At 62.9% G+C, this 23,102-nt stretch carries 25 protein-coding genes; 13 read left to right on the top strand and 12 right to left on the bottom strand.

The window, feature by feature from the left end; translation table 11 throughout:
• The first annotated feature begins 105 nt into the window (after positions 1–105).
• Positions 106–2,160: a 2Fe-2S iron-sulfur cluster-binding protein gene (locus tag LQ215_RS06780; protein ID WP_230148202.1), complete on the top strand. Its 2,055-nt coding sequence runs from the start codon at positions 106–108 to the stop codon at positions 2,158–2,160.
• A 39-nt stretch (positions 2,161–2,199) separates the two neighbouring features.
• Here the strand turns inward: LQ215_RS06780 and LQ215_RS06785 are convergent, their stop codons facing one another.
• Positions 2,200–3,123, bottom strand: coding sequence for an AraC family transcriptional regulator (locus tag LQ215_RS06785; protein WP_230148204.1), 924 nt, complete (start codon positions 3,121–3,123; stop codon positions 2,200–2,202).
• 110 nt (positions 3,124–3,233) lie between these two features.
• Here LQ215_RS06785 and LQ215_RS06790 point away from each other — a divergent pair, with 110 nt between their 5' ends.
• The 3 genes from LQ215_RS06790 (at position 3,234) to LQ215_RS06800 (ending at position 4,579) form a co-directional block, all read left to right on the top strand.
• On the top strand, positions 3,234–3,581 hold the full coding sequence (locus LQ215_RS06790) for a carboxymuconolactone decarboxylase family protein (RefSeq protein WP_230148205.1): 348 nt from the start codon (positions 3,234–3,236) through the stop codon (positions 3,579–3,581).
• A gap of 139 nt (positions 3,582–3,720) precedes the next feature.
• Entirely contained in the window at positions 3,721–3,933 is a 213-nt protein-coding gene (locus LQ215_RS06795; protein WP_230148207.1) for a hypothetical protein, read from the top strand.
• Positions 3,934–4,039: 106 nt separating this feature from the next.
• Complete coding sequence (locus LQ215_RS06800) at positions 4,040–4,579, top strand: DUF488 domain-containing protein (RefSeq protein WP_230148209.1); 540 nt, start codon at positions 4,040–4,042, stop codon at positions 4,577–4,579.
• A gap of 18 nt (positions 4,580–4,597) precedes the next feature.
• Here LQ215_RS06800 and LQ215_RS06805 read toward each other — a convergent pair whose 3' ends face one another.
• The 3 genes from LQ215_RS06805 to LQ215_RS06815 all read right to left on the bottom strand — a co-directional run bounded on the left by LQ215_RS06805 (position 4,598) and on the right by LQ215_RS06815 (position 6,390).
• Complete coding sequence (locus LQ215_RS06805; RefSeq protein WP_230148215.1) at positions 4,598–4,732, bottom strand: GyrI-like domain-containing protein; 135 nt, start codon at positions 4,730–4,732, stop codon at positions 4,598–4,600.
• Positions 4,733–4,943: 211 nt separating this feature from the next.
• Positions 4,944–5,342, bottom strand: coding sequence for a VOC family protein (locus LQ215_RS06810; protein ID WP_230148217.1), 399 nt, complete (start codon positions 5,340–5,342; stop codon positions 4,944–4,946).
• A gap of 91 nt (positions 5,343–5,433) precedes the next feature.
• Positions 5,434–6,390 (bottom strand): DMT family transporter, encoded by a 957-nt coding sequence (locus LQ215_RS06815; protein WP_230148219.1) that lies wholly within the window; start codon positions 6,388–6,390, stop codon positions 5,434–5,436.
• 74 nt (positions 6,391–6,464) lie between these two features.
• Between LQ215_RS06815 and LQ215_RS06820 the strand changes: the two genes are divergently transcribed.
• On the top strand, positions 6,465–7,319 hold the full coding sequence (locus LQ215_RS06820) for a LysR family transcriptional regulator (RefSeq protein ID WP_230148221.1): 855 nt from the start codon (positions 6,465–6,467) through the stop codon (positions 7,317–7,319).
• Positions 7,320–7,477: 158 nt separating this feature from the next.
• On the opposite strand, the gene LQ215_RS06825 is transcribed toward LQ215_RS06820, so the two are convergent.
• Positions 7,478–9,184, bottom strand: a complete 1,707-nt coding sequence (locus LQ215_RS06825; protein ID WP_230148223.1) for an amidase — start codon at positions 9,182–9,184, stop codon at positions 7,478–7,480.
• Positions 9,185–9,428: 244 nt separating this feature from the next.
• Here LQ215_RS06825 and LQ215_RS06830 point away from each other — a divergent pair, with 244 nt between their 5' ends.
• Genes LQ215_RS06830 through LQ215_RS06860 form a run of 7 tightly spaced genes read left to right on the top strand, consistent with a single transcriptional unit; the run spans position 9,429 to position 15,723 of the window.
• On the top strand, positions 9,429–10,106 hold the full coding sequence (locus LQ215_RS06830; RefSeq protein ID WP_230148225.1) for a thermostable hemolysin: 678 nt from the start codon (positions 9,429–9,431) through the stop codon (positions 10,104–10,106).
• Positions 10,096–11,577, top strand: a complete 1,482-nt coding sequence (locus LQ215_RS06835) for an AMP-binding protein (RefSeq protein WP_230148227.1) — start codon at positions 10,096–10,098, stop codon at positions 11,575–11,577. Before LQ215_RS06830 ends, LQ215_RS06835 begins: the two co-directional genes overlap by 11 nt.
• On the top strand, positions 11,574–12,248 hold the full coding sequence (locus LQ215_RS06840) for a TenA family transcriptional regulator (protein ID WP_230148229.1): 675 nt from the start codon (positions 11,574–11,576) through the stop codon (positions 12,246–12,248). The genes LQ215_RS06835 and LQ215_RS06840 overlap by 4 nt, the downstream gene beginning before the upstream one ends.
• Positions 12,235–13,044, top strand: a complete 810-nt coding sequence (locus LQ215_RS06845) for an SDR family oxidoreductase (RefSeq protein WP_230148231.1) — start codon at positions 12,235–12,237, stop codon at positions 13,042–13,044. The genes LQ215_RS06840 and LQ215_RS06845 overlap by 14 nt, the downstream gene beginning before the upstream one ends.
• Complete coding sequence (locus LQ215_RS06850) at positions 13,041–13,685, top strand: tetratricopeptide repeat protein (RefSeq protein WP_149632301.1); 645 nt, start codon at positions 13,041–13,043, stop codon at positions 13,683–13,685. Before LQ215_RS06845 ends, LQ215_RS06850 begins: the two co-directional genes overlap by 4 nt.
• An 11-nt stretch (positions 13,686–13,696) precedes the next feature.
• A complete protein-coding gene (locus LQ215_RS06855) occupies positions 13,697–14,359 on the top strand; it encodes a response regulator (protein ID WP_003201124.1) in 663 nt (220 codons plus the stop codon).
• The gene (locus LQ215_RS06860) at positions 14,356–15,723 is read left to right on the top strand and encodes a sensor histidine kinase (protein WP_230148233.1); all 1,368 of its coding nucleotides are present in this window, start codon (positions 14,356–14,358) and stop codon (positions 15,721–15,723) included. The genes LQ215_RS06855 and LQ215_RS06860 overlap by 4 nt, the downstream gene beginning before the upstream one ends.
• 40 nt (positions 15,724–15,763) lie before the next feature.
• Here LQ215_RS06860 and LQ215_RS06865 read toward each other — a convergent pair whose 3' ends face one another.
• The 7 genes from LQ215_RS06865 to LQ215_RS06895 all read right to left on the bottom strand — a co-directional run bounded on the left by LQ215_RS06865 (position 15,764) and on the right by LQ215_RS06895 (position 21,473).
• Complete coding sequence (locus tag LQ215_RS06865; RefSeq protein ID WP_230148235.1) at positions 15,764–16,855, bottom strand: ArsO family NAD(P)H-dependent flavin-containing monooxygenase; 1,092 nt, start codon at positions 16,853–16,855, stop codon at positions 15,764–15,766.
• A 95-nt stretch (positions 16,856–16,950) separates the two neighbouring features.
• Positions 16,951–17,139 carry a YgaP family membrane protein gene (locus tag LQ215_RS06870; RefSeq protein WP_230148243.1) on the bottom strand — a complete coding sequence of 63 codons (189 nt, stop codon included), beginning with the start codon at positions 17,137–17,139 and terminating at the stop codon, positions 16,951–16,953.
• 13 nt (positions 17,140–17,152) lie between these two features.
• Positions 17,153–17,572 (bottom strand): DUF6691 family protein, encoded by a 420-nt coding sequence (locus LQ215_RS06875; RefSeq protein ID WP_230148244.1) that lies wholly within the window; start codon positions 17,570–17,572, stop codon positions 17,153–17,155.
• Between the two features lie 2 nt (positions 17,573–17,574).
• Positions 17,575–18,009, bottom strand: a complete 435-nt coding sequence (locus tag LQ215_RS06880; RefSeq protein ID WP_230148246.1) for a YeeE/YedE family protein — start codon at positions 18,007–18,009, stop codon at positions 17,575–17,577.
• Between the two features lie 42 nt (positions 18,010–18,051).
• Positions 18,052–18,855, bottom strand: a complete 804-nt coding sequence (locus LQ215_RS06885; protein WP_230148248.1) for a sulfite exporter TauE/SafE family protein — start codon at positions 18,853–18,855, stop codon at positions 18,052–18,054.
• Between the two features lie 25 nt (positions 18,856–18,880).
• Positions 18,881–20,551 (bottom strand): bifunctional protein tyrosine phosphatase family protein/NAD(P)/FAD-dependent oxidoreductase, encoded by a 1,671-nt coding sequence (locus LQ215_RS06890; protein WP_230148250.1) that lies wholly within the window; start codon positions 20,549–20,551, stop codon positions 18,881–18,883.
• A gap of 43 nt (positions 20,552–20,594) precedes the next feature.
• Positions 20,595–21,473, bottom strand: coding sequence for an MBL fold metallo-hydrolase (locus LQ215_RS06895; protein WP_230148251.1), 879 nt, complete (start codon positions 21,471–21,473; stop codon positions 20,595–20,597).
• A 230-nt stretch (positions 21,474–21,703) separates the two neighbouring features.
• Here LQ215_RS06895 and LQ215_RS06900 point away from each other — a divergent pair, with 230 nt between their 5' ends.
• On the top strand, positions 21,704–23,026 hold the full coding sequence (locus tag LQ215_RS06900) for a sigma-54 interaction domain-containing protein (protein ID WP_230148253.1): 1,323 nt from the start codon (positions 21,704–21,706) through the stop codon (positions 23,024–23,026).
• The last annotated feature ends 76 nt before the right edge of the window (positions 23,027–23,102 follow it).

The following is a 23,102-nucleotide window of genomic DNA, read 5'->3' on the forward strand; positions in this document are numbered from 1 at the left end:
GAAGATGACTCCAGCCACTTGCACAGCCGTGCAAACGATGGCGGAGAATCCCTAACCGTAGCGCACTGGCGCAGGCGTTCATGCTGCGAGCGCGAGGAGTAGCTGATGGACGAAGCCTTGCAAGCAAAAAACTCGCCCTGGCACGAAGGAGAGCTGGCCTTGCAGCGCTCCGTCGGGGCAGTCGACATGATGGCCAGTGTCGGTCAACGGCAACTGGCGCGCACCTGGATGCCGGACCAGCATCGGGAGTTCTACGCCCAACTGCCTTTCGTGGTGCTGGGGGCGGTGGACCGGCAAGGCGACGTCTGGGCGACCCTGCGCGCGGGGCAACCGGGCTTCATGAACTCGCCCGACCCACAGACTCTGCACATCCACCTTGAGCCCGAGCCGAACGACCCGGCCCAGGAGGGCATGGGCGAGGGCGATGCCATCGGGATGCTGGGCATCGAGTTGCACACCCGCCGGCGCAACCGCATGAACGGTGTCGTGCGTCGTCAGCTCGACCCGGGGCTGGAGATTTCAGTGAGCCAGGCGTATGGCAACTGCCCTCGCTACATCAACCTGCGCCAGTACCACTTTGTCGACGCGCAGGCCGTTGCGCCGCGTCAACTGACCGTGTCCGACCCACTGGTGCGGCGCCTGGTGACGGCGGCCGATTCGTTCTATATCGCCACCTACGTGGTACGCGATGGCGAGCGGCAGGTCGATGCTTCCCACCGTGGTGGCAAGCCGGGGTTTGTGCGCATGGACGAAGACGGATCGCTGACCATTCCGGACTTCTCCGGCAACCTGTTTTTCAACACGCTGGGCAACATCCTGCTCAATCCACGGGCCGGGCTGGTGTTCGTCGATTTCCAGACGGGTGATCTGCTGCAAATGAGCGGCTCGGCGCAAGTACTGCTGGACGACCCCGAGATCAGCGCGTTCCAGGGCGCCGAGCGGCTGTTGCGCTTTACCCCGCAACGCATCGTTTATCGCCCGGCGGCCATTGCCCTGCGCTGGAAGGACCAGGACGAAGGCGACTCGCCCAATTCGATGATGACCGGCAGTTGGGAGCAGGCCGCCGAGCGCTTGCAGGCCGAGGCGCTGCGTAGTCGCTGGCGTGCATTGCGGGTCGCGCGGGTGGTGGATGAGAGCCACAACATTCGCTCGTTCTACTTGCAGGCGAGCGATGGCTTGGGTTTGCCCCGGTTCGAGCCCGGGCAACATTTGCCGGTGCGGATCTTGCTGGAAGGGCAGAACGCACCATCGATCCGGACCTATAGCGTATCCAGTGCGCCGTCGGATGATTTCTTGCGCATCAGCGTCAAGCGCGATGGCTCGGTGTCGTCCCACCTGCATGATCAGGTGCAGGCGCTGCACGAGATTGAGGCGCGCGCGCCCCAGGGTCATTTCACGGTGCGGGCCACCGAGCGGCGTCCGTTGGTCTTGCTGGCAGCGGGCGTGGGCATCACACCGCTGTTGTCGATGTTGCGCGAGGTGGTTTACCAGGGCCAACGCATCAGCCGCATGCGCCCGGTCTGGCTGGTGCAAAGCGCTCGCTCGGTGGCCGACCTGGCGTTCCGTGACGAAATCGACGAAGTGGCCGCCCGTGCTGGCGACAAGCTCAAGGTTGTGCGCCTGGTCAGCCAACCGCCCACCGAGGGAGGGGGCGCGGAGGGCTACGACCTGGCCGGCAGGATCGATGTGGAACTGCTCAAGAAACTGCTGCCGCTCAACGACTACGACTTCTATTTGTGCGGGCCGGGCAGCTTTACCCAAGCGCTGTACGATGGGCTGCGCAAACTGCGCATCCCTGACGATCGCATCCACGCGGAAACTTTCGGCCCCTCCACACTTGTGCGCGATATCGAAGTCAGCATGCCGGCGCCCCAGCAAGTGCCGGCTGCGAGCGAAGCGGTGAAGGTCTTGTTCGCCGGCTCTGGCAAGGAGGCACGTTGGGAGCCGGGCAGTGGGACGCTGTTGGAACTGGCCGAAGCGCGCGGTCTGAACCCGGAATTCAGTTGCCGCGGCGGTTCCTGTGGCACCTGCAAAACCCGCTTGAGCCGCGGTCAGGTGCACTACCTGAGCCTGCCGGCCGAACCGGTTGGCGAAGGTGAGGTGCTGATCTGTTGCGCCGTACCGGCCCAGGGGAGCGAGCCGTTGGTGCTTGAGGTCTAGGCGGCCCGACTGTTTCACCAGGTGAAATGCTGGTGAGAATCAGCTCGAGCTTGGGCCCAGCATCCCGCGGCGCACGCGGCCTGGCGCCTCGCCGAAGACTTCCTTGAATTTCTTGCTGAACGCGGCTTGGGATTGGTAGCCGACCTGTACGGCAATATCGCTCAGCCCCAGGTGTGAGTGACTGAGCAGGCTGAAGGCCAACTCCATTCGCACTTGCGTCAACAGCACCCACGGCGAGACGCCGGCCACCTTGACGAATGCGCGCATGAAGTTGGCCCGGGACATGCTCGCGATGTCCGCCAGGCCTTGGATGGTCCACTCGTGCGCAGGGTCCGCCAGCATTGCCTGCCAGGCCCGGCCCAGACGCTTATCGCCGAGCAGGGCCAGCGAGCCGCTGTCCTGACCCTGACTGGCCAGATGCGCACGCAGAATCAGGGTGAACAGCGCCTGTGACAGGGCATCGAGCAAGAAGCGCGCGCCGACCTTATCCCCATCCGCTTCTGCGCGCATGACCGCCACCAGCGCCGGCAACGGCCCATTGGCCGGCAATGCGCCGCTGGGAATCACCAGGTATTCGGGCAGGGCGCCGAACAGCAACGAAGCCCGGTTGAAATGAAAGCCCCCGCAAAGCATGTCCAACTCCGCGCTGGCGCCGCCAATGCGATGAATCGGCAAGGTGCCCCCGGTCACGACCCGAGGTGAAGTCGGCGTCACCGTTTTGCCAGGGCTGTGCATGACGTGAGGGGCACCGCGCGGCAACAGCAGGATGTCACCGGCACGCATGGGCAAGCGCTGCCCATCGGCAAACTCGACGCGGCATTCGCCGGTCAGCACGATGTGATAGGGCGCTGTGCCCAGGGCTTGTTGTCCGTGATCCAGGGCCCAGTCGCCCTGGAACTGACAGCGCAGGTCCAGGCTGCCGCGCACGTTGGCCAGGCTGATGAGTTTATCGATCGCATTCATTTGAGCGTTTCGCCAAAAAAACTGAGCGCATTGAGCAAACCCGAGTGGCGCCAGGGTGAAAAACTGAGGGCGTCAAAACAGTACACCCAACCCACTCAGGAGTTAATGCCATGTTCAATAACTGGTCCGAATTGTTGCCTACCATCCAGAAAGCCTTTGGCGCGCTGGGCCGCAGCAACCCGAAAATGGTCAAGGCCTATATGGCGCTAGGGGAGGCCGCCAGCGAAAACAATGTACTGGATGCCAAGACCCGCGAACTGATCTCGATCGCGATCGCCGTCACCACCCGCTGCGACGGCTGCATCGCCGCCCACACGGACGCGGCGATCAAGGCCGGCGTGAGTCGGGAAGAGGTTGCAGCGGCCTTGGCAACTGCGATTTCGTTGAATGCGGGGGCGGCCTACATCTACTCGCTGCGGTCGCTTGAGGCGTATGACATGCTGAAGACGCCGGTTTGATTTGTATGGTGGGCATATCCGTTGCTGCGGTGATGGCTGCTGACGGTTCCGCCCTTAAGAGCACGCCAATGAAACTGATCCCAGAAGCGATTGATCGTTTCGGGTCGTCGCAATGTTCTTCATTCACCGGGAGATTCCCATGATCGACACGCCTTGCACCGGCAACCTCCGGCCGGATACCCCCTTCGCGATTTACCCAGAGCACGAAAGCGGATTCCTGTTGCCCCAGTTGATGGGAGCCTTGGCAAGCGAGTCCGCAAGAGTCGTTTCGAACGACCTGTGCCACGACACCTTGCTGGCGAAGGCTGGCGCCTTTGTGATGCGGCTGCTGAAGCAAACGCCGAGCAGATAACGCACAACCCATGGCGAGGAAAGCGCCTCCATTTCAATGTAGAGAACTAACCCATCAAGCCATTGCTCCTAATACAAATGCCAGGGTCAACGTGCGGATCGCGCCAATGGAAACTGTCAGTGTCTACACAATCGGTCATTCAACGAGGACTATCGAGCAGTTTGTGCAGACATTGAAAAGCTTCAATGTCGAGATGATCGTCGACGTCAGGACTGTTCCCAGATCGCGGACAAACCCTCAGTACAACCTCGATACGCTCCCTGAGCGGTTGGCGCCCTTCGGTATCGAGCATGAGCAGATTAGGGAACTGGGCGGACTACGAAAAAAATCCAGGACCGTTCCCGATGACCTCAATGGATTCTGGGAAAATCGCAGTTTTCACAATTACGCGGATTACGCCCTGTCTGACGAGTTCGAGAAGGGGCTGGATCGGCTCATGGCGCTCAGCCGGACCCGACGATGCGCCATCATGTGTGCTGAAGCAGTCTGGTGGCGTTGCCATCGACGGATCATCGCGGACTACCTGTTGCTCCGTGACAGGGAGGTCTTCCATATCATGGATAAAGACAAGGCCAACAAGGCCGTATTGAATCCTGCCGCGAAGGTGCAGGGATTGAAGCTGACATACCCTGCAACCCAGGTTTGAGCAAGCGCCGATAAACGATCACCTCAGCGGCAGCCAATCCTTGTACAGGTACAACGCGGCAGGTTCGAGATCCTCGGCTGCACCCTCGACCCGCAGGACGGCACCGCGACCGGCCGGAAGGCAGCCTTCCTTGATCGCTTCCCCGTTAGGCACGGCAATGGCTTGAACGTCGTACTCCAGCGCTCCCAGTCGGGAGCCTTGCGCAAACGCGATGGTTGTTGTCCCACGCGTTGTCGAAACGCCCGGGCAAAGGCCTCAGGTGCGCCTTAATCGACGCCAGCATGAGGCCGACAAGCGCAATGCGCTCGACCGATCTTGCTGTCTTGAGCGCCCAGCCTGGTGACAGGCCATGCATCACGAGCGACTAAGTCGACACCGAATCATGGCAGCAGACGCACAGCTTGTTGCCATCGAGGTCTCGAAAGTAGGCGCCGTAATAGTCGGGATGGTAGTGGGGTCTCAAACCGGGTTCTCCCTCACACGTCCCGCCCAGTGCCAGTGCTGTTGCGTAGCTGTGCCTGACGGCTTCCCGGCTGGGTGCAAGCAGGGCCACCATCTGCCCGTTGCCGGGTTCGTGCGCTTTGCCGTCAAAGGGTTTTCCAATCACGAAGATCGGGCGCGGTGAATGCTCGGCAATCCAGCCCGCCCAGCCTTTGCGGGCGTCGCTGAATTTCAATGTCAGGCCCAACCCGGCCATGAGTTTTGAATAGAACCCGAAGGCGCGATCAAAATCGGCGATACCTAGAAAAACATGCGAGATCATGATGGCTACCGTTTGGCCTGTGGGCGTGAGGGTTGTTTGAAATTCCAGCCTACGCTGCCACAGGAGTCGTCGCGCTGCCAAGTCCGAACGGTTAGCGCTGCGGCTCAGACGCTTGGCGCCTGGCCTGCCGGGCTTCGGTGCCGACGACCAGCCAGATGCCAATCCCGGATACCGCCATGCCCGACACCATCTGCCATGAAAGCGGTTCGTTGAACATGGCCCAGGCCCAGAGCATCGTAATGGGCGGGCTGAGGTACAGGACGCTGGCGACCCGGGTGGCGGTCGCGCGGCGCAGGCACAGCCAGTAGAGCCCATAGCCGCCCATCGTTGACAGGCCCGCGGTCCACAAGACGCTCAGTGCAAAACCGGTGCTGGGTATTGGCGCCAGGCTGCCATGGGCGCCTTCGACCAAGGCAAAAGCCAGGCCCGAAACGCAGCATTGCAGCCACAGGTTAGGCAGCAGGCCCAGCGATTGCGCGGGGGGTAGATATTTCTGCCACAGGGTCGCGACGGCGAGCGAGAACATGCCAAGCAACGGCAGGCCATAGGCCCACCAGGGTGCGGTGCCCCACGCCAGCGCACCTTGGGTCACCAGCATGACGCCGAGCAGGCCGATGAGCAGCCCGGCCCAGACCTGCCAGGCCAGGCGTTGCCGGAGTACGCCCGCAGCCAACAGCGCCAGGCCCATCGGCAGCAGGTCGGCGACAAGCGCGGCCAGGCCCGCCGGCACACCCAGGGCAATGCCTTGGGTAATACCGGCCAGGTAGCCGGCCATCGCCAGAAGGCCGATGCCGGCATTTTTCAACAGCACGATGGGTGAGGTTCGGCGCAGCGCTGTGGCGACGAAGGGCGACAGGACGAGCGTGACCACGACGCAACGCCAGAACACCACCAGCAATGCTGGCGCGTAATCAATGGAAAAGCGCGCGCCGACGAAGCCGGAGCTCCACGTCAGCAGCAACGCGGCCTCGAGCAATGGCAATGGAATCAGCCAGTGCCAGGCGGGCTTGGGCAGGGAAGGGCAGTTCAGCGATTTAGTCGGGTTCATGACCACAGGCTACGAAACCCGCGTAATCTAATAAATCAAAATGTAGTGCATCAGTCCTTCACGAAGATTGAATCATGACAGCCATACTTGATATCGATTTGATACGTACCTTTCATGCCGTGGCACGGATCGGCAAATTCAGTGCGGCGGCAGAACAGCTGCACAAAAGCCCGGCGGCGGTCAGCGTGCATATTCAGCGCCTGGAAGCGGTCGCTGGCGGGCGTTTGCTCAACCGGGACAATCAATCGGTTTCCCTCACCGCATTGGGCAAGCGTCTGCTCGTGGCGACGACGGAACTGCTGAGCACCCATGACCGGGTGCTGGCCGATCTGCACGGAACCCGGCTGGCGGGGCGCATCACCTTGGGGGTGCCGGATGAATACGCCGATCATGTCATCCGCGACATCCTCCCGACCTTCGCCGCCGCGTGGCCCAACGTGGTGCTGGAACTCAAGACCGCGCCAAGCTATGCGCTACGTGACCTGGTGCAGCGCGGCAAGCTCCAGGCGGCGGTCGTTGCGCAGCCGAAGGGGCAGGCCAGTGCTGGCGGGCAAATGCTGGTTCCCACCACGCCGGTCTGGGTCGGTCCGGCCCACGTGACGGTCGCCTCGATGGAGCCACTGCCGCTGGCGGTGCATGCGCCGCAATGCCCTTATCGGCAAGCGATGATGGAGGCCCTCAGGCAAAGCGGCCGCAGGACCCGAGTCGTCCTGGAAAGCCCTTCCAACCAGGCCGTCAAGGCGTGTGTGGAGGCGGGGTTGGCGGTCAGCCTGATAGACCGCGCGCGGGTGACGGATGCGATGCAGATCCTCGAAGACCTGCCGGTTATCGAGGAACACGAGGTGGTGTTCATGCGAGCCCAGGCGTCACACGACGATGAGGCCGTGAACCTGCTGTCCCGTGCCATGCAACAGTATTTCCGGCTGTAGAGCCAGTCCAGGGACTGCTGCGCAGTCCAGCGGGAGCAAGCTCCCTCGCCACGGGGTTGCGCTCGTACTCAAAAATGAAGTCGAGCGCTGCTTTTGTGGCGAGTGAGCTTGCTCCCGCTGGGCTGCGTAGCAGCCCCAAGACCAAACCCGCTAAACGATCAAGCCGACAGCGGCGGTGTCCGCGGCGGGACCAGGCGTTTTGAACCAATCGATTCAAACGCCGAAGCCAGTCGCAACAGCGTTGAATCGTCATAGGCACGCCCCGCAAACGTCAGCCCGACGGGCATGCCGATGTCCGCCATGACGCCCATTGGCACGGTGACAGTCGGCACACCCAGATGGCGGATGGCGAGGTTGCCGTTGGCCACCCAGACGCCGTTGCTCCAGGCGATATCAGCAGATTTCGGATTGATATCCGCATCCGCCGGCCCGACGTCGGCGACGGTCGGGAAGATCACCGCGTCCAGGCCCAGCCGCGCCATCCAGTCTTCCAGATCGATTCGACGTGTCTCTTCAAGCCCACGCAGGCCGTCGGGCAGGGTCGGGATCTGGTCCCACGGCGTGATGCCGCGCTGGGCCATCTTCACGTATTCATCCATGCCGGCGGCCAGATCGTCCTCCCGGTTGGGCAGGGTGCCCGGGTCGTGGGGGAAGATCTTCGGGCCGTCGACGTCGGCCAGGCGATTCAACGTCGGATCGCCGTTGGCCCGCAGGAAATCATCGAACGCCCAGGCCGACAGGTCCCACAACTCATGGTGCAGGAATTCTTTGGAGACCAGGCCGCGGGTGAACACCGTGGGTGCGCCAGGACGATCGCCCTCGCAGTTGGACACCAGGGGGAAATCCACCTCGATCACTTCGGCGCCACAGGCCTCAAGCGCCTTGCGCGCTTGCTCCCAGAGGTCGATCACCGAGGCGCGGGTGATGATTCGCTGCCCCGTCGGGCCGCCGATGCCGGGGGCCTGGGCCGTCCCCGCGTCAGGGTCGGCGTTGATGTACATCCGAGGCACGCCGAATCGAACGCCCGCCAGCGCACCGGGGGGGCTGGCCAGGCTCGGATACGAGGCTGGGCGAACCGAGTCGACGCTCGGAATCGGCACCCAGGGTTGCAGGCGCCACAGGTCGCCACGGGTGTCCGGGTCATTGGCGACCACCACGTCCAGTACTTCGAGCAGGTCGGCCATGGTCCTGGCGAAGGGCACGACGACGTCCATGGTCGGCGTCAACGGCCAGTTGCCACGCACCGAGATCACGCCGCGCGACGGTGTATACGCGCACAAGCCGTTGTTCGACGCCGGGCCGCGCCCGCTCGACCAGGTTTCTTCGGCAAGGCCGAACGCGGCGAAACTGGCGGCGGTTGCCGTGCCCGCACCGTTCGAGGAGCCCGAAGCAAAGGGCGCGGTGAGGTAGTCGCCGTTGTACGGGCTCTCGGCACGGCCATACACCCCGCGCTGCATGCCGCCGTTGGCCATGGGCGGCATGTTGGTCTTGCCCAGGCAGATGGCCCCGGCGGCGCGAAGCCGTTCGATGGTGAACGCATCGCGATAGGCCACCAGGTCCTTGAACGCCGGGCTGCCGGAAGCGGCAGTGAGCCCCTTGACCAGGTAACTGTCCTTGGCCGTATAGGGAATGCCGTCAAGCGGCCCCAGGGTCTGGCCGCTGGCCCGACGGGCGTCGGAGGCCTGGGCCTCTTTCAATGCATCGGGGTTGCGCACCACCACCGCGTTGAGGGCGGTGGGCGTATCGGGGCCGTCGTAGGCATCGATCCTGGCGAGGTAGGCTTGGACAAGCGCCACCGCGGTCGTCTGGCCCGACTCCAGCGCAGCGCGCAATTGGGCAATGGAGGCTTCAGTGATTTCGATCATGCTGTTAGCGCCGCGGCAGAGGGATGGCGAGGTGTTCGGGTCCATTGAAGTTGCTCCTGAGACTTCAGGTCATCTCAAAGTGGATATTTATCGGACTTGCGCACTGTACTACGGAATAGCGATCAAGGGCAGTTCAGGTTTGACCGGACTGGCGCTGGAACGAGCCAAAATTTTCCACCTTCAGACTTCGTTAAGAAACGACCTCGATACTTTCTCCCAATAGCCCGAGGGAGAACGTTGACCCATGCCCGATTTCGACTGGAACATCCACTTGCCGCTGGCCTTTGGCGATGCCGGCCCGCCGGTTCGCCACCTGCACCGGGCTTTGCCGGGACAACCCCGGCGAGCTGAGTTCGAAGCGTTCATCCAGCAGCGTTTTCGCCAGGTCCACGGCGCCGATATCCGTCACTTCATGCCGGAGCTGTTCGGGCTCGACGATGTCCACGGCACGCTCTGCGCAGCGGCTGGCGTGCGCCGGGCCGTACAGGGGCCGCTGTTCCTCGAACATTATCTGGACGGCCCCATCGAGCCTTTGATCAGCGCCGCTGCCGATCGTCCGGTGGACCGCGCCGGCATCGTCGAGGTAGGCAACCTGGCCGCCAGCGACACGGGCAGCGCCCGGCTGAGCATCATCGCGATCACTTATCTGTTGGCCATGGGCGGCCTTGAGTGGGTTGCGTTCACCGGCAATATCGGCCTGGTCAACAGCTTTCATCGCCTGGGCCTCAAGCCTGTGACGCTGTGCCCGGCCGACCCGCTGCGCCTCGGCGAGGACCGCCACCTCTGGGGTCGCTACTACGAAAGCCAGCCGTGGGTTCACGTCGGGAACATCCGCGCCGGTTTCATTCATCTGCGCAATACCGGCCTGTTCAATCGCCTGGGACTGCCGACGGACCTCGGAGAAACCTGCCATGTCGCCTGAAATGGAACGCTTCAAGCGCACCCTGCGTGGTCATGCCGAGCGCCGGGGCCATGCCGTGGCACTGTGGGGCGACGGCTCGCAGCTCGACTACGCGACACTTTATTCCGAAGTGGTGTACCGCCAGCAGCGTCTGCGCGATGAGCACATCAGCGTGGTCGCCCTGGCGCTAGATAACGGCATCGAAGCGATGCTCTGGGACCTTGCCGCACTGTTTGAAGGGTTGACCTGCGTGATCCTGCCCGGTTTTTTCAGCCAGGCTCAACGTCGCCACTGCCTGGAACAGAGCCAGGCCGAGCGAGTGATTGCCGAGCCTGCGTTCGAGGCGGAACTGCAAGCCGCCGGCTACCAGCACAGTGGCGAGTTCTGGCGCCGGCACTTCGACGGACCGAGCCGTCTGCCGGCAGGCACCGCCAAGCTGACGTTCACCTCCGGCACCACCGGCACGCCCAAAGGCGTCTGCCTGAGCGCCGACAGCCTGTTGCGGGTGGCCCGTGAACTGGAGCAGGCCAGCCAACCGGTCGAGGCCAGGCATCACCTGGCGTTACTGCCCCTGGCGATTCTGCTGGAAAACCTTGGTTGCTACGCAGCGTTGTATGCCGGAGCCATGTTGAGCCTGCCCAGCCAGAAGACCCTTGGCATCCAAGGCGCCAGTGGGGTCGACCCGGCGCGCCTGCTGGGATGCCTGGCCGAGCGTCGGGCGCAGAGCCTGATCCTGGTTCCACAGCTGCTGTTGATGTTGGTCACGGCTGCCGAACAGAAGATGTTCAACCCGCACATCGTGCGCTTCGCCGCCGTTGGCGGGGCACGGGTGTCCCACGATTTGTTGCAGCGGGCCCAGCGTGTTGGCCTGCCGGTGTTTGAAGGCTATGGGCTGTCGGAGTGCGCCTCGGTGGTCTGCCTCAATCGGCCACAGGCCCATCGTGCCGGCAGTGTCGGCCAGCCGCTGCCCCATGTGGAAATCCGCTTGGCCGATGATGGCGAAGTCCTGATCAAGGGCTCGACACTGCTCGGCTACCTGGGTGAGCCACCGCACGCCAGCGAATGGTGGCCCAGCGGCGACCTGGGCGAGTTCGACGAAGACGGTTTTCTTTACCTGCGCGGTCGCAAGAAGCACCAGTTCGTCACCAGTTTCGGCCGCAACGTGAACCCCGAATGGGTTGAAGCCGAACTCACCCAGGGCGGCGACATTGCCCAGGCCTTTGTCTATGGCGAAGCCATGCCGCATAACCATGCACTGCTCTGGCCCGCCCGGGCCGACTGCACGGATCAAACCCTGGAACTGGCCGTGGCCAAGGCCAACGACACGCTGCCCGATTACGCACGGGTCCATCGCTGGACGCGCCTGGACCAACCCTTCAGCGCTGCCAACGGCATGCTCACCGCCAATGGCCGGCCACGCCGGGAGGCCATCGTCGAGCATTACCGCGCGCAGCTCACTTCATCTGTCTTGTCCGAGGAGTCCCCATCATGAGTTTTTTTGACACGTTGCAAGAAGCCACCCAGCAAGAACGCCAGACCCTGTTCAATCTGCCGATCATTCGTGACGCCCTCGACGGCCAGGTCAGCCTGGCCAGTTACCGGGGCTTCCTGATCCAGGCGTATTACCACGTGCGCCATACCGTACCGTTGATGATGGCGTGCGGGGCGCGCCTGCCAACGCACCTGGAATGGCTGCGCAAGGCGGTGTGCGAATACATCGACGAAGAGTATGGCCACGAGCAATGGGTGCTGGATGACATTGCCGTGTGCGGTGGCGATAAGGAAGCGGTGCGCAACGGCCAGCCCTCGCTGCCCATCGAACTGATGGTCAGTTACCTCTACGACTTGATCGCCCGAGGCAACCCGGTAGGCCTGTTCGGCATGGTCAATGTGCTGGAGGGCACCAGTATCGCCCTGGCGACCCATGCCGCCGACAGTATCCGCGAGCGCCTGGAATTGCCGCCCACGGCGTTCAGCTACCTCAGTTCCCATGGATCGCTCGACATCGGGCATATGCAGACCTATCGCGGCCTGATGAACCGGCTGGACGATCCGGCGGACCAGGCTGCGGTGATCCATGCCTCCAAGGTGGTGTACCGGTTGTACACCGACATGTTCCGCGGCCTGCCGCGTGACGGGGAGCATGAACATGCGCCTGTGTGATGCGCGTGTCGTGCTGACCGGCGCCAGCGGTGGAATCGGCCAGGCCATCGCCGCCGCCCTGTGCGCCAGTGGTGCGCGGGTGCTGGCCGTGGCCAGGCATCGCGAAGCCTTGCAGCCGCTGTTGGAGCAATATCCGCAGCAATTGAGCTGGGTCGAAGCTGACCTGACCTTCCTCGCCGACCGGCGCAAAGTGCTGGTCGCCGCCGAAGCCCAGGGCGGCATCAACCTGCTGATCAATGCCGCTGGCGTGAACCATTTCGCCATGCTCGAACAACTCGACGACAGCGAGATCAACGCCATGCTGGCGCTGAACATCAGCGCGCCGATCTGCCTGACCAAGCTGCTCTTGCCGCTGCTCAAGCAAGCTGACAGCGCGATGGTGGTCAACGTCGGTTCGACCTATGGCTCGATCGGCTACCCGGGCTACGCCAGCTACTGCGCCACCAAGTTTGCCTTGCGTGGTTTTTCCGAAGCCTTGCGCCGGGAGTTGGCCGATACCCGTGTCGGGGTGCTCTACGTAGCGCCCCGGGCCACCCGCACCTCGATGAACAGCCCGGCGGCCGACGCGCTCAACCAGGCCCTGAAGGCCAACGTCGACGACCCGCAAACCGTAGCAGCGGCGGTGATCCACGCGATTATCGGTGATCGACGCGAGCTGTATCTGGGCTGGCCCGAACGCTTTTTCGTCGGCCTCAACAGCCTGTTGCCCAATCTGGTGGACCGTGGCCTGCGCAAGCAGTTGCCACTGGTGCGCCGTCTCAGTCACAAACCCGAAAACGAGCACCTCAAGCCATGAAAAAAATCTTCGCTTGCCTGTTGATCGGCACCCTGAGCCAAAGCGTCTGGGCGTTGGAGGCGGCCGATCAGCAACGTCTCAGCGACATCCAGCAGAGTTGGGCCCATATTCAATATGAAGTGCCCGAAGGCCAACGCGCCGATGCGTTCGAAAAACTTGCCGTCCAGGCCTCAGCGTTCAAGCAGGAGCGCCAATCGGTGGCCGAAGCGTGGATCTGGTCTGGCATCGTCAATAGCAGCTGGGCTGGTGCCAAGGGTGGGATCGGCGCGCTGGGCAAGGTCAAGGATGCCAAGGGCGACCTGGAAAAAGCCCTGACCCTGGACCCCAAGGCCCTGCAAGGCTCGGCCTACACCAGCCTCGGCGCACTCTACGACCGGGTGCCGGGCTGGCCCCTGGGTTTCGGCGACTCGGACAAGGCCGAGCAATTGCTCCAGCAGGCGTTGCAACTCAATCCGAACGGCATCGACAGCCTGTACTTTTGGGGCGATCACCTCTACCGTCAGAAGCGCTATAGCGAAGCCAAGGCAGCGCTGCAAAAAGCCTTGCAGGCAGCACCGCGGCCAGGTCGAGAAACGGCCGATGCCGGGCGCCGCAAGGAGATCGATGCGTTACTGGTGGATGTGAACAAGAAACTGAACTGACAGGAGCGGATGTGCGTTTATTACTGATCGAGGATGACGTGGCCTTGGGGGAGGGCATCCATCAGGCCCTGAGTCGCGAAGGCTATACCGTCGACTGGGTGCAGGACGGCAGCAGTGCCTTGCATTCGTTGCTCAGTGAAACCTTCGACCTGGCGGTGCTCGACCTGGGCCTGCCACGCATGGATGGCCTGCAAGTGTTGCGGCGCTTGCGTGACAGTGGCTCCAACCTGCCAGTGCTGATCCTCACGGCCCGCGATGCCACCGAGGATCGCATTGCCGGGTTGGACGCCGGGGCCGACGATTATCTGGTCAAGCCCTTCGATCTGGCGGAACTCAAGGCCCGGCTACGGGCCTTGTTGCGCCGCAGCGCCGGTCGCGCCCAAGCGTTGATCGAGCACGCCGGCATCAGCCTGAACCCCGGTACCCAGCAAGTCAGTTACCAGGGCAAGCCGGTGGCCCTGACACCCAAGGAATATCAACTGCTCCATGAACTGCTCTCGCCGCCGGGCCGGGTCATGACCCGCGATCATCTGATGCAGTTGCTCTACGGCTGGAGCGAGGAAGCCGAGAGCAACACCCTGGAAGTGCACATCCATCACCTGCGCAAGAAATTCTCCACCGACCTGATCCGCACCATCCGCGGTGTCGGTTACCTGGTGGAGGAGCGCCGATGAGTTCGATCCGGCGTCGCACCCTCACGTTGATTCTCGGCCTGCTGTTCCTTGGCCTGTTGATCATCACCGTCTTCAACCTGCATGACAGCAACCACGAAATCGCCGAGGTCTACGATGCCCAGTTGGCGCAGAATGCCCGGCTGTTGCAGGGCGTGATGCGCATGCCGATGGCGAGCAAGGAACACGCCGAGTTGTACCAGGCGTTCAATTCGGCATTGGGGCAGGCAGTGCCCAAAGTCGACGGCCATCCCTATGAAAGCAAGATCGCTTTCCAGGTCTGGAACGCCCAAGGTTCGGTGCTGGTTCATACGTCCAGCGCACCGTCGTTCACTTCACCGCCTGGCGCGCCGGGCTTCAGTGACATCGTGGACCGGAACAACCGTAAGTGGCGGGCGTTCGTCCTGGACGATGCGCAATACGGCTTGAAGATCTGGGTGGGCGAGCGCGACGACGTGCGTGCCGACCTGGTCGATCGTATTGTTCGCCACACCGTCGTGCCTAACCTGATCGGCAGCGTGGTGCTTGCCGTGGTGATCTGGTTGGCCATCGGCTGGGGGCTCAAGCCCCTGGTCGACATGGCGGCAAAGTTGCGGGTCAGGCATCCCGGCTCACTGGAACCCCTGCAAATGATGCCGCTCCCTACGGAGCTTGAGCCCATGCAGGCGGCGCTCAACCGCGTCTTGGCGCAGATCCAGGAGGTGATGGGCCGTGAGCGGCGCTTCATCGCCGACGCCGCCCATGAAATGCGTACACCCTTGGCCGTGCTGCGGGTGCATGCACAGAACCTGATGGAGGCGGGGAGCGAGCAAAGCCGGCGCGAGTCCCTGGAACACCTGATCGCTGGCGTCGATCGCACCACGCGCCTGGTCAATCAACTGCTCACCATGGCGCGGCTCGAACCGCAGGCAGGTGTTCCGACGCCTGCGGTTATCGACCTGCCCGCCACGGTTCGTGCGAGCCTGGTTCAACTGACGCCCTGGTTGTTGAGCAAGGGGCTTGAGCCGGTGCTGGATGTCAGTGATGACATCGGCCCGGTTCGAATCGACCCGGTGGCCATCGACATCGCCTTGAACAACCTGGTGACCAACGCGGCCAATTTCTCCCCGGCCAACGGCACGATCACCGTACGCCTGGCGAGGAAGGGCGATCGCTACGAGCTGTCCGTCGAAGACCAGGGGCCGGGTATCGACGAGGCCGAGCGTGAGCGGCTCTTCGAGCGGTTCTACAGCCGCGGCAATGACCAGGGAGCGGGGTTGGGGCTGACGATCGTGCGTACCATCGCGGATCGCCTCGGGGGGCGCATACGCTTGGAAAATCGCGCCGAGGGTGGGCTGCGCGCGACCTTGGAAATAGGCCGCTTCTAGGCGAATCTCCGGCGCCAGGTGGAGGACCTTATCGGGTGGTTCAAGCAGGCGCGTCGCCCCTGGGCTGTTCGGCGAGAAAGTCGACGATCTCGCCGACGGTGCTGCGTGCGGTGCGTGTAACGCCGATCAGGGTGGCGGAAGCCGAGCCCGTCCACTCGCCGTAGCCGACCAGCCACAGCCTGGGTTCGAGGGTCGAGTGGGTGCCTTCGACCGCCACGCGACCTTCGTTGTTGAGCACCCCCAGTGCATCCAGGTGCTGCAGGGCGGGCCTGAAGCCGGTGCACCAGATCACCACGTCCACGGCTGATTCGCGGCCGTCGGCCCAGATCACGCCGTTGCGGGTAAACCGCACGAATGGCCTGACGGACTGCAGGACGTTGCGTTCGCGGGCCTCGACCACTGGCGGCACCATGACGATGTCACCCAAGCCTCCCACGGGTTGGTCGATGACACGACCCTCCTGCTGGGCCTTCCAGCGCTCGGTTGCACGCTCGAACAACACGCGCCCGTCCACTTCGTCGGGAAGCAACAGCGGCTCGACAGGCGTCACCCAAGTGGTCTCGGCGATTTTCGACACCTCGGCCAGAATCTGCGCCCCTGAATTGCCGCCGCCCACCACCAGGACGTTCTTGCCGGCGAAAGGGGACGCCTCGACATAGTCCGCCGAATGCAGTTGCTGGCCGGCGAACAAGGCCGCATCAGGGTAGCTGGGGATGTAGGGGTTGCTCCAGGTGCCCGTTGCGCTGACCACGACCCGGGCGTCCCAGTGCTTGTCCGGGGCATGTACGCGCAAACCCGTTGCTGTGCGTTCCACACGCGTGACCTGTACCGGCCGCACCACGGGGAACCCATAGCGCTGTTCATACTGCGTGAGGTAGTCGACCACATGGTCTCGCGACGGATAGCCATCCTGTGAGGGGGGCATCATCCAGCCGGGGATCGAACTCCAGGTCGCCGGGGAAAAGAGTCGCAGCGAGTTCCAGCCGTGGCGCCAGGCACCACCGGGTTCTTCCTGGGCGTCGAGGATGACGAACGAGAGAGGCGTGCGCCGCAGGAAATACGCCACCGCCAAGGCCGCTTGGCCGCCACCGATGATGACTACGTCGAATGTCTCGGGCTGTGAGCGGGGCATGGCGGCGAATCCTTCGGTTGAGGGAGCCCGTTGCAAGGCTCCAAGAGGGGCTTGCAAGGCCAATGGCCGCTCCAGGAGAAAGGCCGTTGTACGCTTCAGCAACGTTTGCAGGTCTTGATGCCCAGCAACGAATAGAGCGGGCAGAAGCGAAAGATACCCGTGGCCAGTGGCACCAGGCCAATCCAGCCCCACGCGCCGATCAAGCCTGTCAGGGCCAGAATGATAAGGACAAGCCCCACGGCAATACGTGCGCCCCGGTCAATGGTTCCAATGTTGGCTTTCATGGCAATCTCCCGATCAATGGCCGCGCCGGGTTTCCAGCGCGGTGAACAACAACATGCCCGCCAACATGGCCAGCATGAACACAAAGGCTTGCCAGTGTCCGGTCAGCAGGATGGCCACGGCGGGGCCAGGGCAGATGCCGGCAATGCCCCAGCCGATGCCGAACACCAGGCTGCCGCCAATCAGGCGTGGGTCCAATTCGCGCTTGACCGGCAACTGCATGGGGCTGCCCAGCAACGAATGAGTCTGTTGGCGCGCCCACGCCAGCGGGACGATGGCGGTGCCAATCGCCCCGATCATCACCAGCGCCAGGGACGGGTCCCAAGTGCCGGCCAGGTCCAGGAAACCCAACACCTTTTTCGGGTTGGCCATGCCTGCCAGGAGCAGCCCTAAGCCAAAGAGCAGGCCGGCGATGAATGCCGTCAGTTTGCGCATGTTCAAACCCCCATCACGTGACGCAGGACAAATACCGTGGCGAAACCGCTGAGCATGAAACACGCGGTGGCGACCATCGAACGCGGTGAAAGGCGCGACAGGCCACACACGCCATGGCCACTGGTGCAGCCCGAACCGTAACGAGTGCCGACCCCCACCAACAGGCCGGCGACCGTGAGGCCGAGCCAGCCGCTCTGGAACTCGATTGGTGGCAAGGTGGCAAACACGCCCCATACCAGCGGCGCGACGAGCAGACCCAGGAGAAACAGGGCCTTCTCGCCCAGCCCTTCGCTGCCTCGCTGCAGCAGGCTGCCGATCAGCCCGCTGATGCCGGCGATCCGGCCATTGGCGACCACGAACAGGCCGGCCGCCAAGCCAATCAACATGCCGCCGGCCAGGGAGGACCACGGCGTAAAGTTGAGCCAGTCAAGATTCATCAGCGTTCTCCGCTACACATCGTTGATATTCCACCCGGTGATTCAACCCAGGACCTTTACCAGCAGGGCGACCGCGACCAGCGTGGACACCAGGGCGAAGCCTCTTTGCAGATAGGGCTCCGGCAACCTGGCGGCGACCAGGCGCCCGCCGAGCATGCCGACGATGGCCCCCATGGAAAAGGGTAGCGCTATGGGCCATTGCAGGTGGCCCATCGCCGAACTCGCCAACACCCCTGACAGGGAAACCAAAGCGATGACGGTCAGCGACGTGGCGAGCACCGACTGCGTGGTCAAATTGGTGTATCGCTGCAACGCCGGAACCATGACAAAACCGCCGCCCACACCGAGCAGCCCGGAAAGCACCCCGGCAATCATGCCCGACGCCGTGAGCGCCCATGCGCAAGGGCCGGTCCAGTTCAGCTTGCCGCGATTCTCGTCCAGGACGCAGGGCGGCGGTTTGCGCGTGGCGGATGCCTTTGCCCCGACACGAGCGGGCAGTGATTTTTGCAAGGCCCGGAACGCCACGTACATCAGCAACAAGGCAAACAGGATCGTCAACGGACGGTTGGGCGTGCGCTGCGCCAACCAAAGGCCCAGCGGCGAGCAGATAACCCCCGCACTGGCCGTCAACAGCGCCGCCTTGTAGCGCACGATGCCGTTGCGCAGGCCCATCACGGCGCCCAGGGTGGCGGCCAGGCCCACCGCCAGCAAACCGATGGGCCCGGCTTCGGCCATGCTCAAGCCCACGCCAAAAACCAGGAACGGGACGGCGAGTATGCCGCCGCCGGCACCGGTCAGGGCCAGGATCACGCCCACCGCAAAGCCCAGTACCAGGACTGCAATCATCTCGGTCTCCTGGAGAGGTTCGATTTCATAGGTCCGCCAGTTCAGGTTTCGCCAGCCACTCACGGCCCTTGAGCATGGCTTTCCAATACAGCGGCGGAAGAATTCGTTCTTTAAGTAGCCAGGCGAGTCTCGAAGGCCGAGTCCCGTCGATCAGCCAGGACGGGAAGCTGGGGGCGAGCTTGCCGCCGTAGGTGAATTCAGCGAGCACGACCTTGCCTCGCTCCACGGTCAGTGGGCAGGAACCGTAGCCGTCGTAATGGGCGCTGCCCTTGGCCTTGCCCATGGCCGCCAGCACGTTATGGGCGACCACGGGCGCCTGCTTGCGCGCCGCCGCTGCGGTTTTTGCGTTGCTGGTGTTGGTTGCATCGCCCAGTGCGTGGATATTCGCCCAGGTTTTATGGCGCAAGCTGTCGGGGTCGACATCGATCCAGCCCGCCCCATCGGCCAGGGGGCTTACGCGGATAAAATCCGGCGCCACCTGAGGGGGCACCACATGCAGCAGGTCGAAGTCGTGCGTCACCCGGTGAGTACTGCCATCGGCCTTGACGCAGCTGAAGGTCGCCGTTTGTGCCGGTCCATCGACAGAGACCAGCGTACTGCCGAAATTCAGGTCGATCCCATAGGCGTGGACGTATTCCATCAAGGCCGGCACGTAGTCGGGAACACCGAACAGGACGGCCCCGGCGCTGCAGAAGTCGATCTCGATATCGCCGAGTACGCCTTGGCGTCTCCAATGATCGGCGCACAGGTACATCGCTTTTTGAGGGGCCCCGGCGCATTTGATCGGCATCGGCGGCTGCGTGAAAATCGCCCGGCCACTGCGCAGTTGCTGCACCTGTTCCCAGGTGTAGGGGGCCAGGTGGTACAGATAGTTCGAGGTGACGCCGTTGCGCCCCAATGTCTGCGGCAAACCTTCAATGGCGTGCCAGTCCAGTTTCAGGCCCGGGCATACGATCAACTGCTCGTAGCGGACCACGCGGCACCCATCGAGAATAATGGCGTTGTTTTCAGGTTCGAAGGCCGCGACAGCCGCTTTGATCCAATGCACACCCCGGGGAATGGTCGCGCCCATCGTGTGGGCCGTTCGGTGCGCCTCGAACACGCCACCGCCGACGAGGGTCCAGCCGGGCTGGTAATAATGCACATCCGCCGGATCGATGATGGCAATGTCCAGGTCTGGCGCGCGGGCCAACAGGCTCGAAGCCGTGGCGATGCCCGCCGCGCCGCCGCCGACAATCACCACGGCATGTCGGGCCTCGGCCACGCCAACAGGCGTGCGTCCCTCGTTGGCAATTCTGCGGATGACGCCTTTCATGTCGAAGCCGGCTTTCCTGGCGGCTTCGACAATCTGTGGCAAGGGCTGCTGGCCGGCCTGGGACAGTGCCCACATCGTCGTCGAGCGCATGCCGGAGCGGCAATACGCCAACACTGGCTTGGGCAAGGACGCGAGTAATTTGCCGAAGGCAACGCCCTGCTCATCGGTCACCTTGCCGGACTCTGCGGCAAGGTAGTGCGCCTCGATGCCCATCGCTTGTGCCGCACGCTGGATGTCGGCAAACAAAGGTTGATCGCTGCCTTCACCATCAGGGCGGTTGCAGATGATGGCGCGAAAGCCGGTGGTTTTGATCTCACTCATTTGGTCGGGTTGAATCTGCCCCGAGATCGAGAGGCCGGACGCAAGGTGGCGGATGTCCATGACTGTCTCCGTGATGACGGTTTTTCTTATAGGGGTGGGGGCGTCAGAGCCGATTGAGGGGGATTTTCAGGTAGCACGTGCCGTTCGATTCCGGTTCCGGGAAATGCCCGGCCCGCATGTTGACCTGGACCGATGGCAGGATGAGCGTCGGCATCTCCAGCGAGGCATCGCGCTGGGTGCGCATTGCCACGAATGCTTCTTCACTGATGCCGTTACGGACGTGGACGTTGTCGGCACGTTGCTCGGCGACGGTGCTGGAAAATTGCACTTCGCGGCCACCGGGTTGGTAATCGTGACAGGTGTAGAGGAGGGTATTGGCCGGCAGGCTCAAGACCTTGTTGATGGACCGGAACAAGGTATGCGCGTCGCCACCGGGGAAATCACACCGTGCGGTGCCGTAGTCGGGCATGAACAAGGTGTCGCCCACGAATGCCGCCGTTTCCTGGCCGTCGCTGATGACATACGTCATGCAGGCGGGGGTGTGGCCCGGCGTGTGAAGCGCACGGCATTGCAGCGTTCCAATCGTGAACGACTCGTCATTGACGAACAGGTGGTCGAACTGACTGCCATCGCGGGGCATTTCCCCGGCTGTGTTGAACAGCGTGCCAAAGACTTCTTGCACCGTCGCAATCTGGCTGCCGATCCCAATCTGGCCGCCGAGTTTTTCCTTCAGGTACGGGGCGGCGGTGAGGTGGTCGGCATGGACGTGGGTTTCAAGAATCCATTGGACCTTCGCCTCCAGCTCGATCACCCGGGTCATCAGCTTGTCGGCCGAGGTGGTTGCGGTACGGCCGGATTTGGGATCGAAATCCAGGACGCTGTCGATCAAGGCGCACTGGTGCGTCGCTTCGTCCAGCACCAGATAGCTGACAGTGTGGGTCTCAGGATCAAAAAATCCTTCGACGTAGGGTTTTACGGTCATGAACGGGTCTCCTTCGGGCTCTCATCGAACCGCTTGAAGAACAGACACAGCAATAATGCTGCCAGGTCGATGCTGGTTCGTTTTATACGTATAACCCTTTGATTTTATGTAATTAATTTGTCGTATCTGGCAGGGCGCAGGTCGATCACCCGACAAATTAACTGCCATTGGCAGTGTTTGTTGGCATAGTGGCAGTGTCAGCCTTGCTGGATGAATTCACTGGAGCCGCGATGACACACAGCCTGCCGCCTACCCAAGAGCCGTTGCCACGTCCTGACCAGGTGCAGTCCCTGGTCTCGTTTCTGGAGCATGAGCCCCAGCCGATGATCGTCCTCGATCCCGACTACAACATCCTGGCGGCGAACACGGCTTACTTGCGTCAGTTCGGCAGCGCCGACAAACCGTTCATTGGCCATAAGTGTTATCGGGTTTCCCACCACTACGATGTGCCTTGTGACCAGGCCGGTGAGAACTGCCCGATGAAAAAGGCCAGGGAGATGCGCAGTCCGGATCGGGTCTTGCACATTCACCACACACCGCGCGGGCCCGAACACGTCGACGTGGAACTGCGCCCGATCCTCAATGAGCATGGCGTTATCACCGCTTATGTGGAGCGTCTTACCCAGGTGCGTAGCGCCTCGGCGCGGCCCAGTAATGAAGGGCTGGTGGGCAGTTCGCCGGCCTTTAATCAGGCGCTGTTGGAACTGCAGCGGGTCGCGCCCTCGATGTTGCCGGTGCTGTTGCTGGGAGAGTCCGGCACAGGCAAGGAGTTGTTTGCCCGCGCCGTCCATGAAACCAGTGAGCGGGCAGCCGGGCCTTTTGTCGTGGTCGACTGTTCCGGCTTGACCGAAACCTTATTCGAGAGCGAACTGTTCGGCCACGAGAAGGGCGCGTTTACCGGCGCCACCTCGCGCAAGGTGGGCCTGGTGGAGACGGCCCAGGGCGGTACGCTGTTTCTCGATGAGATAGGTGACGTTCCCCTGGCCATGCAGGTGAAACTGTTGCGATTGATCGAGTCTGGCACCTATCGCCGTGTCGGCAGTGTAGAAACCCAGCACGCCGATTTCAGGCTGGTGGCCGCGACCCATAAGCCCTTGGAAAAGATGGTGGAGAAGGGCGAGTTCAGACAGGACTTGTACTACCGCATCAGCGTTTTCCCCATCCATTTACCGCCTCTGCGCCATCGCCTTGAAGACATCGCCTTGCTGGTGGACTCATTCCTGCAACGTTCCGGAACTGGCAAGCGCCGGCTGACCATCGATCCCGAGGCGCTGATGCAACTGCAGCGGTTTGCCTGGCCGGGCAATATCCGCGAACTGCGCAATGTCCTGGAAAGAGCGGCGCTGTTTGCCGACGACGGCGTCATTCACACCTTGCATCTGCCCGTGCCCCCCTTGGCGTTGTCCGCCCCAGCCTTGGCGCCTGCGCCCGATAGCAGGGACCTGGAACAGCTCGTGGCCACTTTCAAAGGCACCCGCAGCGAACTGGCCAGGCACTTGGGCGTGAGTGAACGCACGTTGTACCGGCGGTTGAAGGAACATGGCCTGGCCTGAGCGCCATCGAGCCGGCACTGCCAATGACTGCCAGCCCCTGGCAGTTTGGCAGGGTTTCTACCCTCCAAACCAAGCG

It is taken from the genome of Pseudomonas brassicacearum, from assembly GCF_918698105.1.
GTDB classification, from domain to species: domain Bacteria; phylum Pseudomonadota; class Gammaproteobacteria; order Pseudomonadales; family Pseudomonadaceae; genus Aquipseudomonas; species Aquipseudomonas brassicacearum_F.

What these genes read in the sequence shown, in the direction of transcription:
- LQ215_RS06900 (WP_230148253.1), top strand. Translation starts at nt 21,704, where the DNA reads ATGACACACAGCCTGCCGCCTACCCAAGAGCCGTTGCCACGTCCTGAC.
- LQ215_RS06825 (WP_230148223.1), bottom strand. Translation starts at nt 9,184, where the DNA reads ATGATCGAAATCACTGAAGCCTCCATTGCCCAATTGCGCGCTGCGCTG.
- LQ215_RS06885 (WP_230148248.1), bottom strand. Translation starts at nt 18,855, where the DNA reads ATGATTGCAGTCCTGGTACTGGGCTTTGCGGTGGGCGTGATCCTGGCC.
- LQ215_RS06865 (WP_230148235.1), bottom strand. Translation starts at nt 16,855, where the DNA reads ATGCCCCGCTCACAGCCCGAGACATTCGACGTAGTCATCATCGGTGGC.
- LQ215_RS06845 (WP_230148231.1), top strand. Translation starts at nt 12,235, where the DNA reads ATGCGCCTGTGTGATGCGCGTGTCGTGCTGACCGGCGCCAGCGGTGGA.
- LQ215_RS06800 (WP_230148209.1), top strand. Translation starts at nt 4,040, where the DNA reads ATGGAAACTGTCAGTGTCTACACAATCGGTCATTCAACGAGGACTATC.
- LQ215_RS06820 (WP_230148221.1), top strand. Translation starts at nt 6,465, where the DNA reads ATGACAGCCATACTTGATATCGATTTGATACGTACCTTTCATGCCGTG.
- LQ215_RS06870 (WP_230148243.1), bottom strand. Translation starts at nt 17,139, where the DNA reads ATGAAAGCCAACATTGGAACCATTGACCGGGGCGCACGTATTGCCGTG.
- LQ215_RS06890 (WP_230148250.1), bottom strand. Translation starts at nt 20,551, where the DNA reads ATGGACATCCGCCACCTTGCGTCCGGCCTCTCGATCTCGGGGCAGATT.
- LQ215_RS06810 (WP_230148217.1), bottom strand. Translation starts at nt 5,342, where the DNA reads ATGATCTCGCATGTTTTTCTAGGTATCGCCGATTTTGATCGCGCCTTC.
- LQ215_RS06850 (WP_149632301.1), top strand. Translation starts at nt 13,041, where the DNA reads ATGAAAAAAATCTTCGCTTGCCTGTTGATCGGCACCCTGAGCCAAAGC.
- LQ215_RS06875 (WP_230148244.1), bottom strand. Translation starts at nt 17,572, where the DNA reads ATGCGCAAACTGACGGCATTCATCGCCGGCCTGCTCTTTGGCTTAGGG.
- LQ215_RS06835 (WP_230148227.1), top strand. Translation starts at nt 10,096, where the DNA reads ATGTCGCCTGAAATGGAACGCTTCAAGCGCACCCTGCGTGGTCATGCC.
- LQ215_RS06815 (WP_230148219.1), bottom strand. Translation starts at nt 6,390, where the DNA reads ATGAACCCGACTAAATCGCTGAACTGCCCTTCCCTGCCCAAGCCCGCC.
- LQ215_RS06860 (WP_230148233.1), top strand. Translation starts at nt 14,356, where the DNA reads ATGAGTTCGATCCGGCGTCGCACCCTCACGTTGATTCTCGGCCTGCTG.
- LQ215_RS06790 (WP_230148205.1), top strand. Translation starts at nt 3,234, where the DNA reads ATGTTCAATAACTGGTCCGAATTGTTGCCTACCATCCAGAAAGCCTTT.
- LQ215_RS06780 (WP_230148202.1), top strand. Translation starts at nt 106, where the DNA reads ATGGACGAAGCCTTGCAAGCAAAAAACTCGCCCTGGCACGAAGGAGAG.
- LQ215_RS06785 (WP_230148204.1), bottom strand. Translation starts at nt 3,123, where the DNA reads ATGAATGCGATCGATAAACTCATCAGCCTGGCCAACGTGCGCGGCAGC.
- LQ215_RS06795 (WP_230148207.1), top strand. Translation starts at nt 3,721, where the DNA reads ATGATCGACACGCCTTGCACCGGCAACCTCCGGCCGGATACCCCCTTC.
- LQ215_RS06840 (WP_230148229.1), top strand. Translation starts at nt 11,574, where the DNA reads ATGAGTTTTTTTGACACGTTGCAAGAAGCCACCCAGCAAGAACGCCAG.
- LQ215_RS06895 (WP_230148251.1), bottom strand. Translation starts at nt 21,473, where the DNA reads ATGACCGTAAAACCCTACGTCGAAGGATTTTTTGATCCTGAGACCCAC.
- LQ215_RS06830 (WP_230148225.1), top strand. Translation starts at nt 9,429, where the DNA reads ATGCCCGATTTCGACTGGAACATCCACTTGCCGCTGGCCTTTGGCGAT.
- LQ215_RS06880 (WP_230148246.1), bottom strand. Translation starts at nt 18,009, where the DNA reads ATGAATCTTGACTGGCTCAACTTTACGCCGTGGTCCTCCCTGGCCGGC.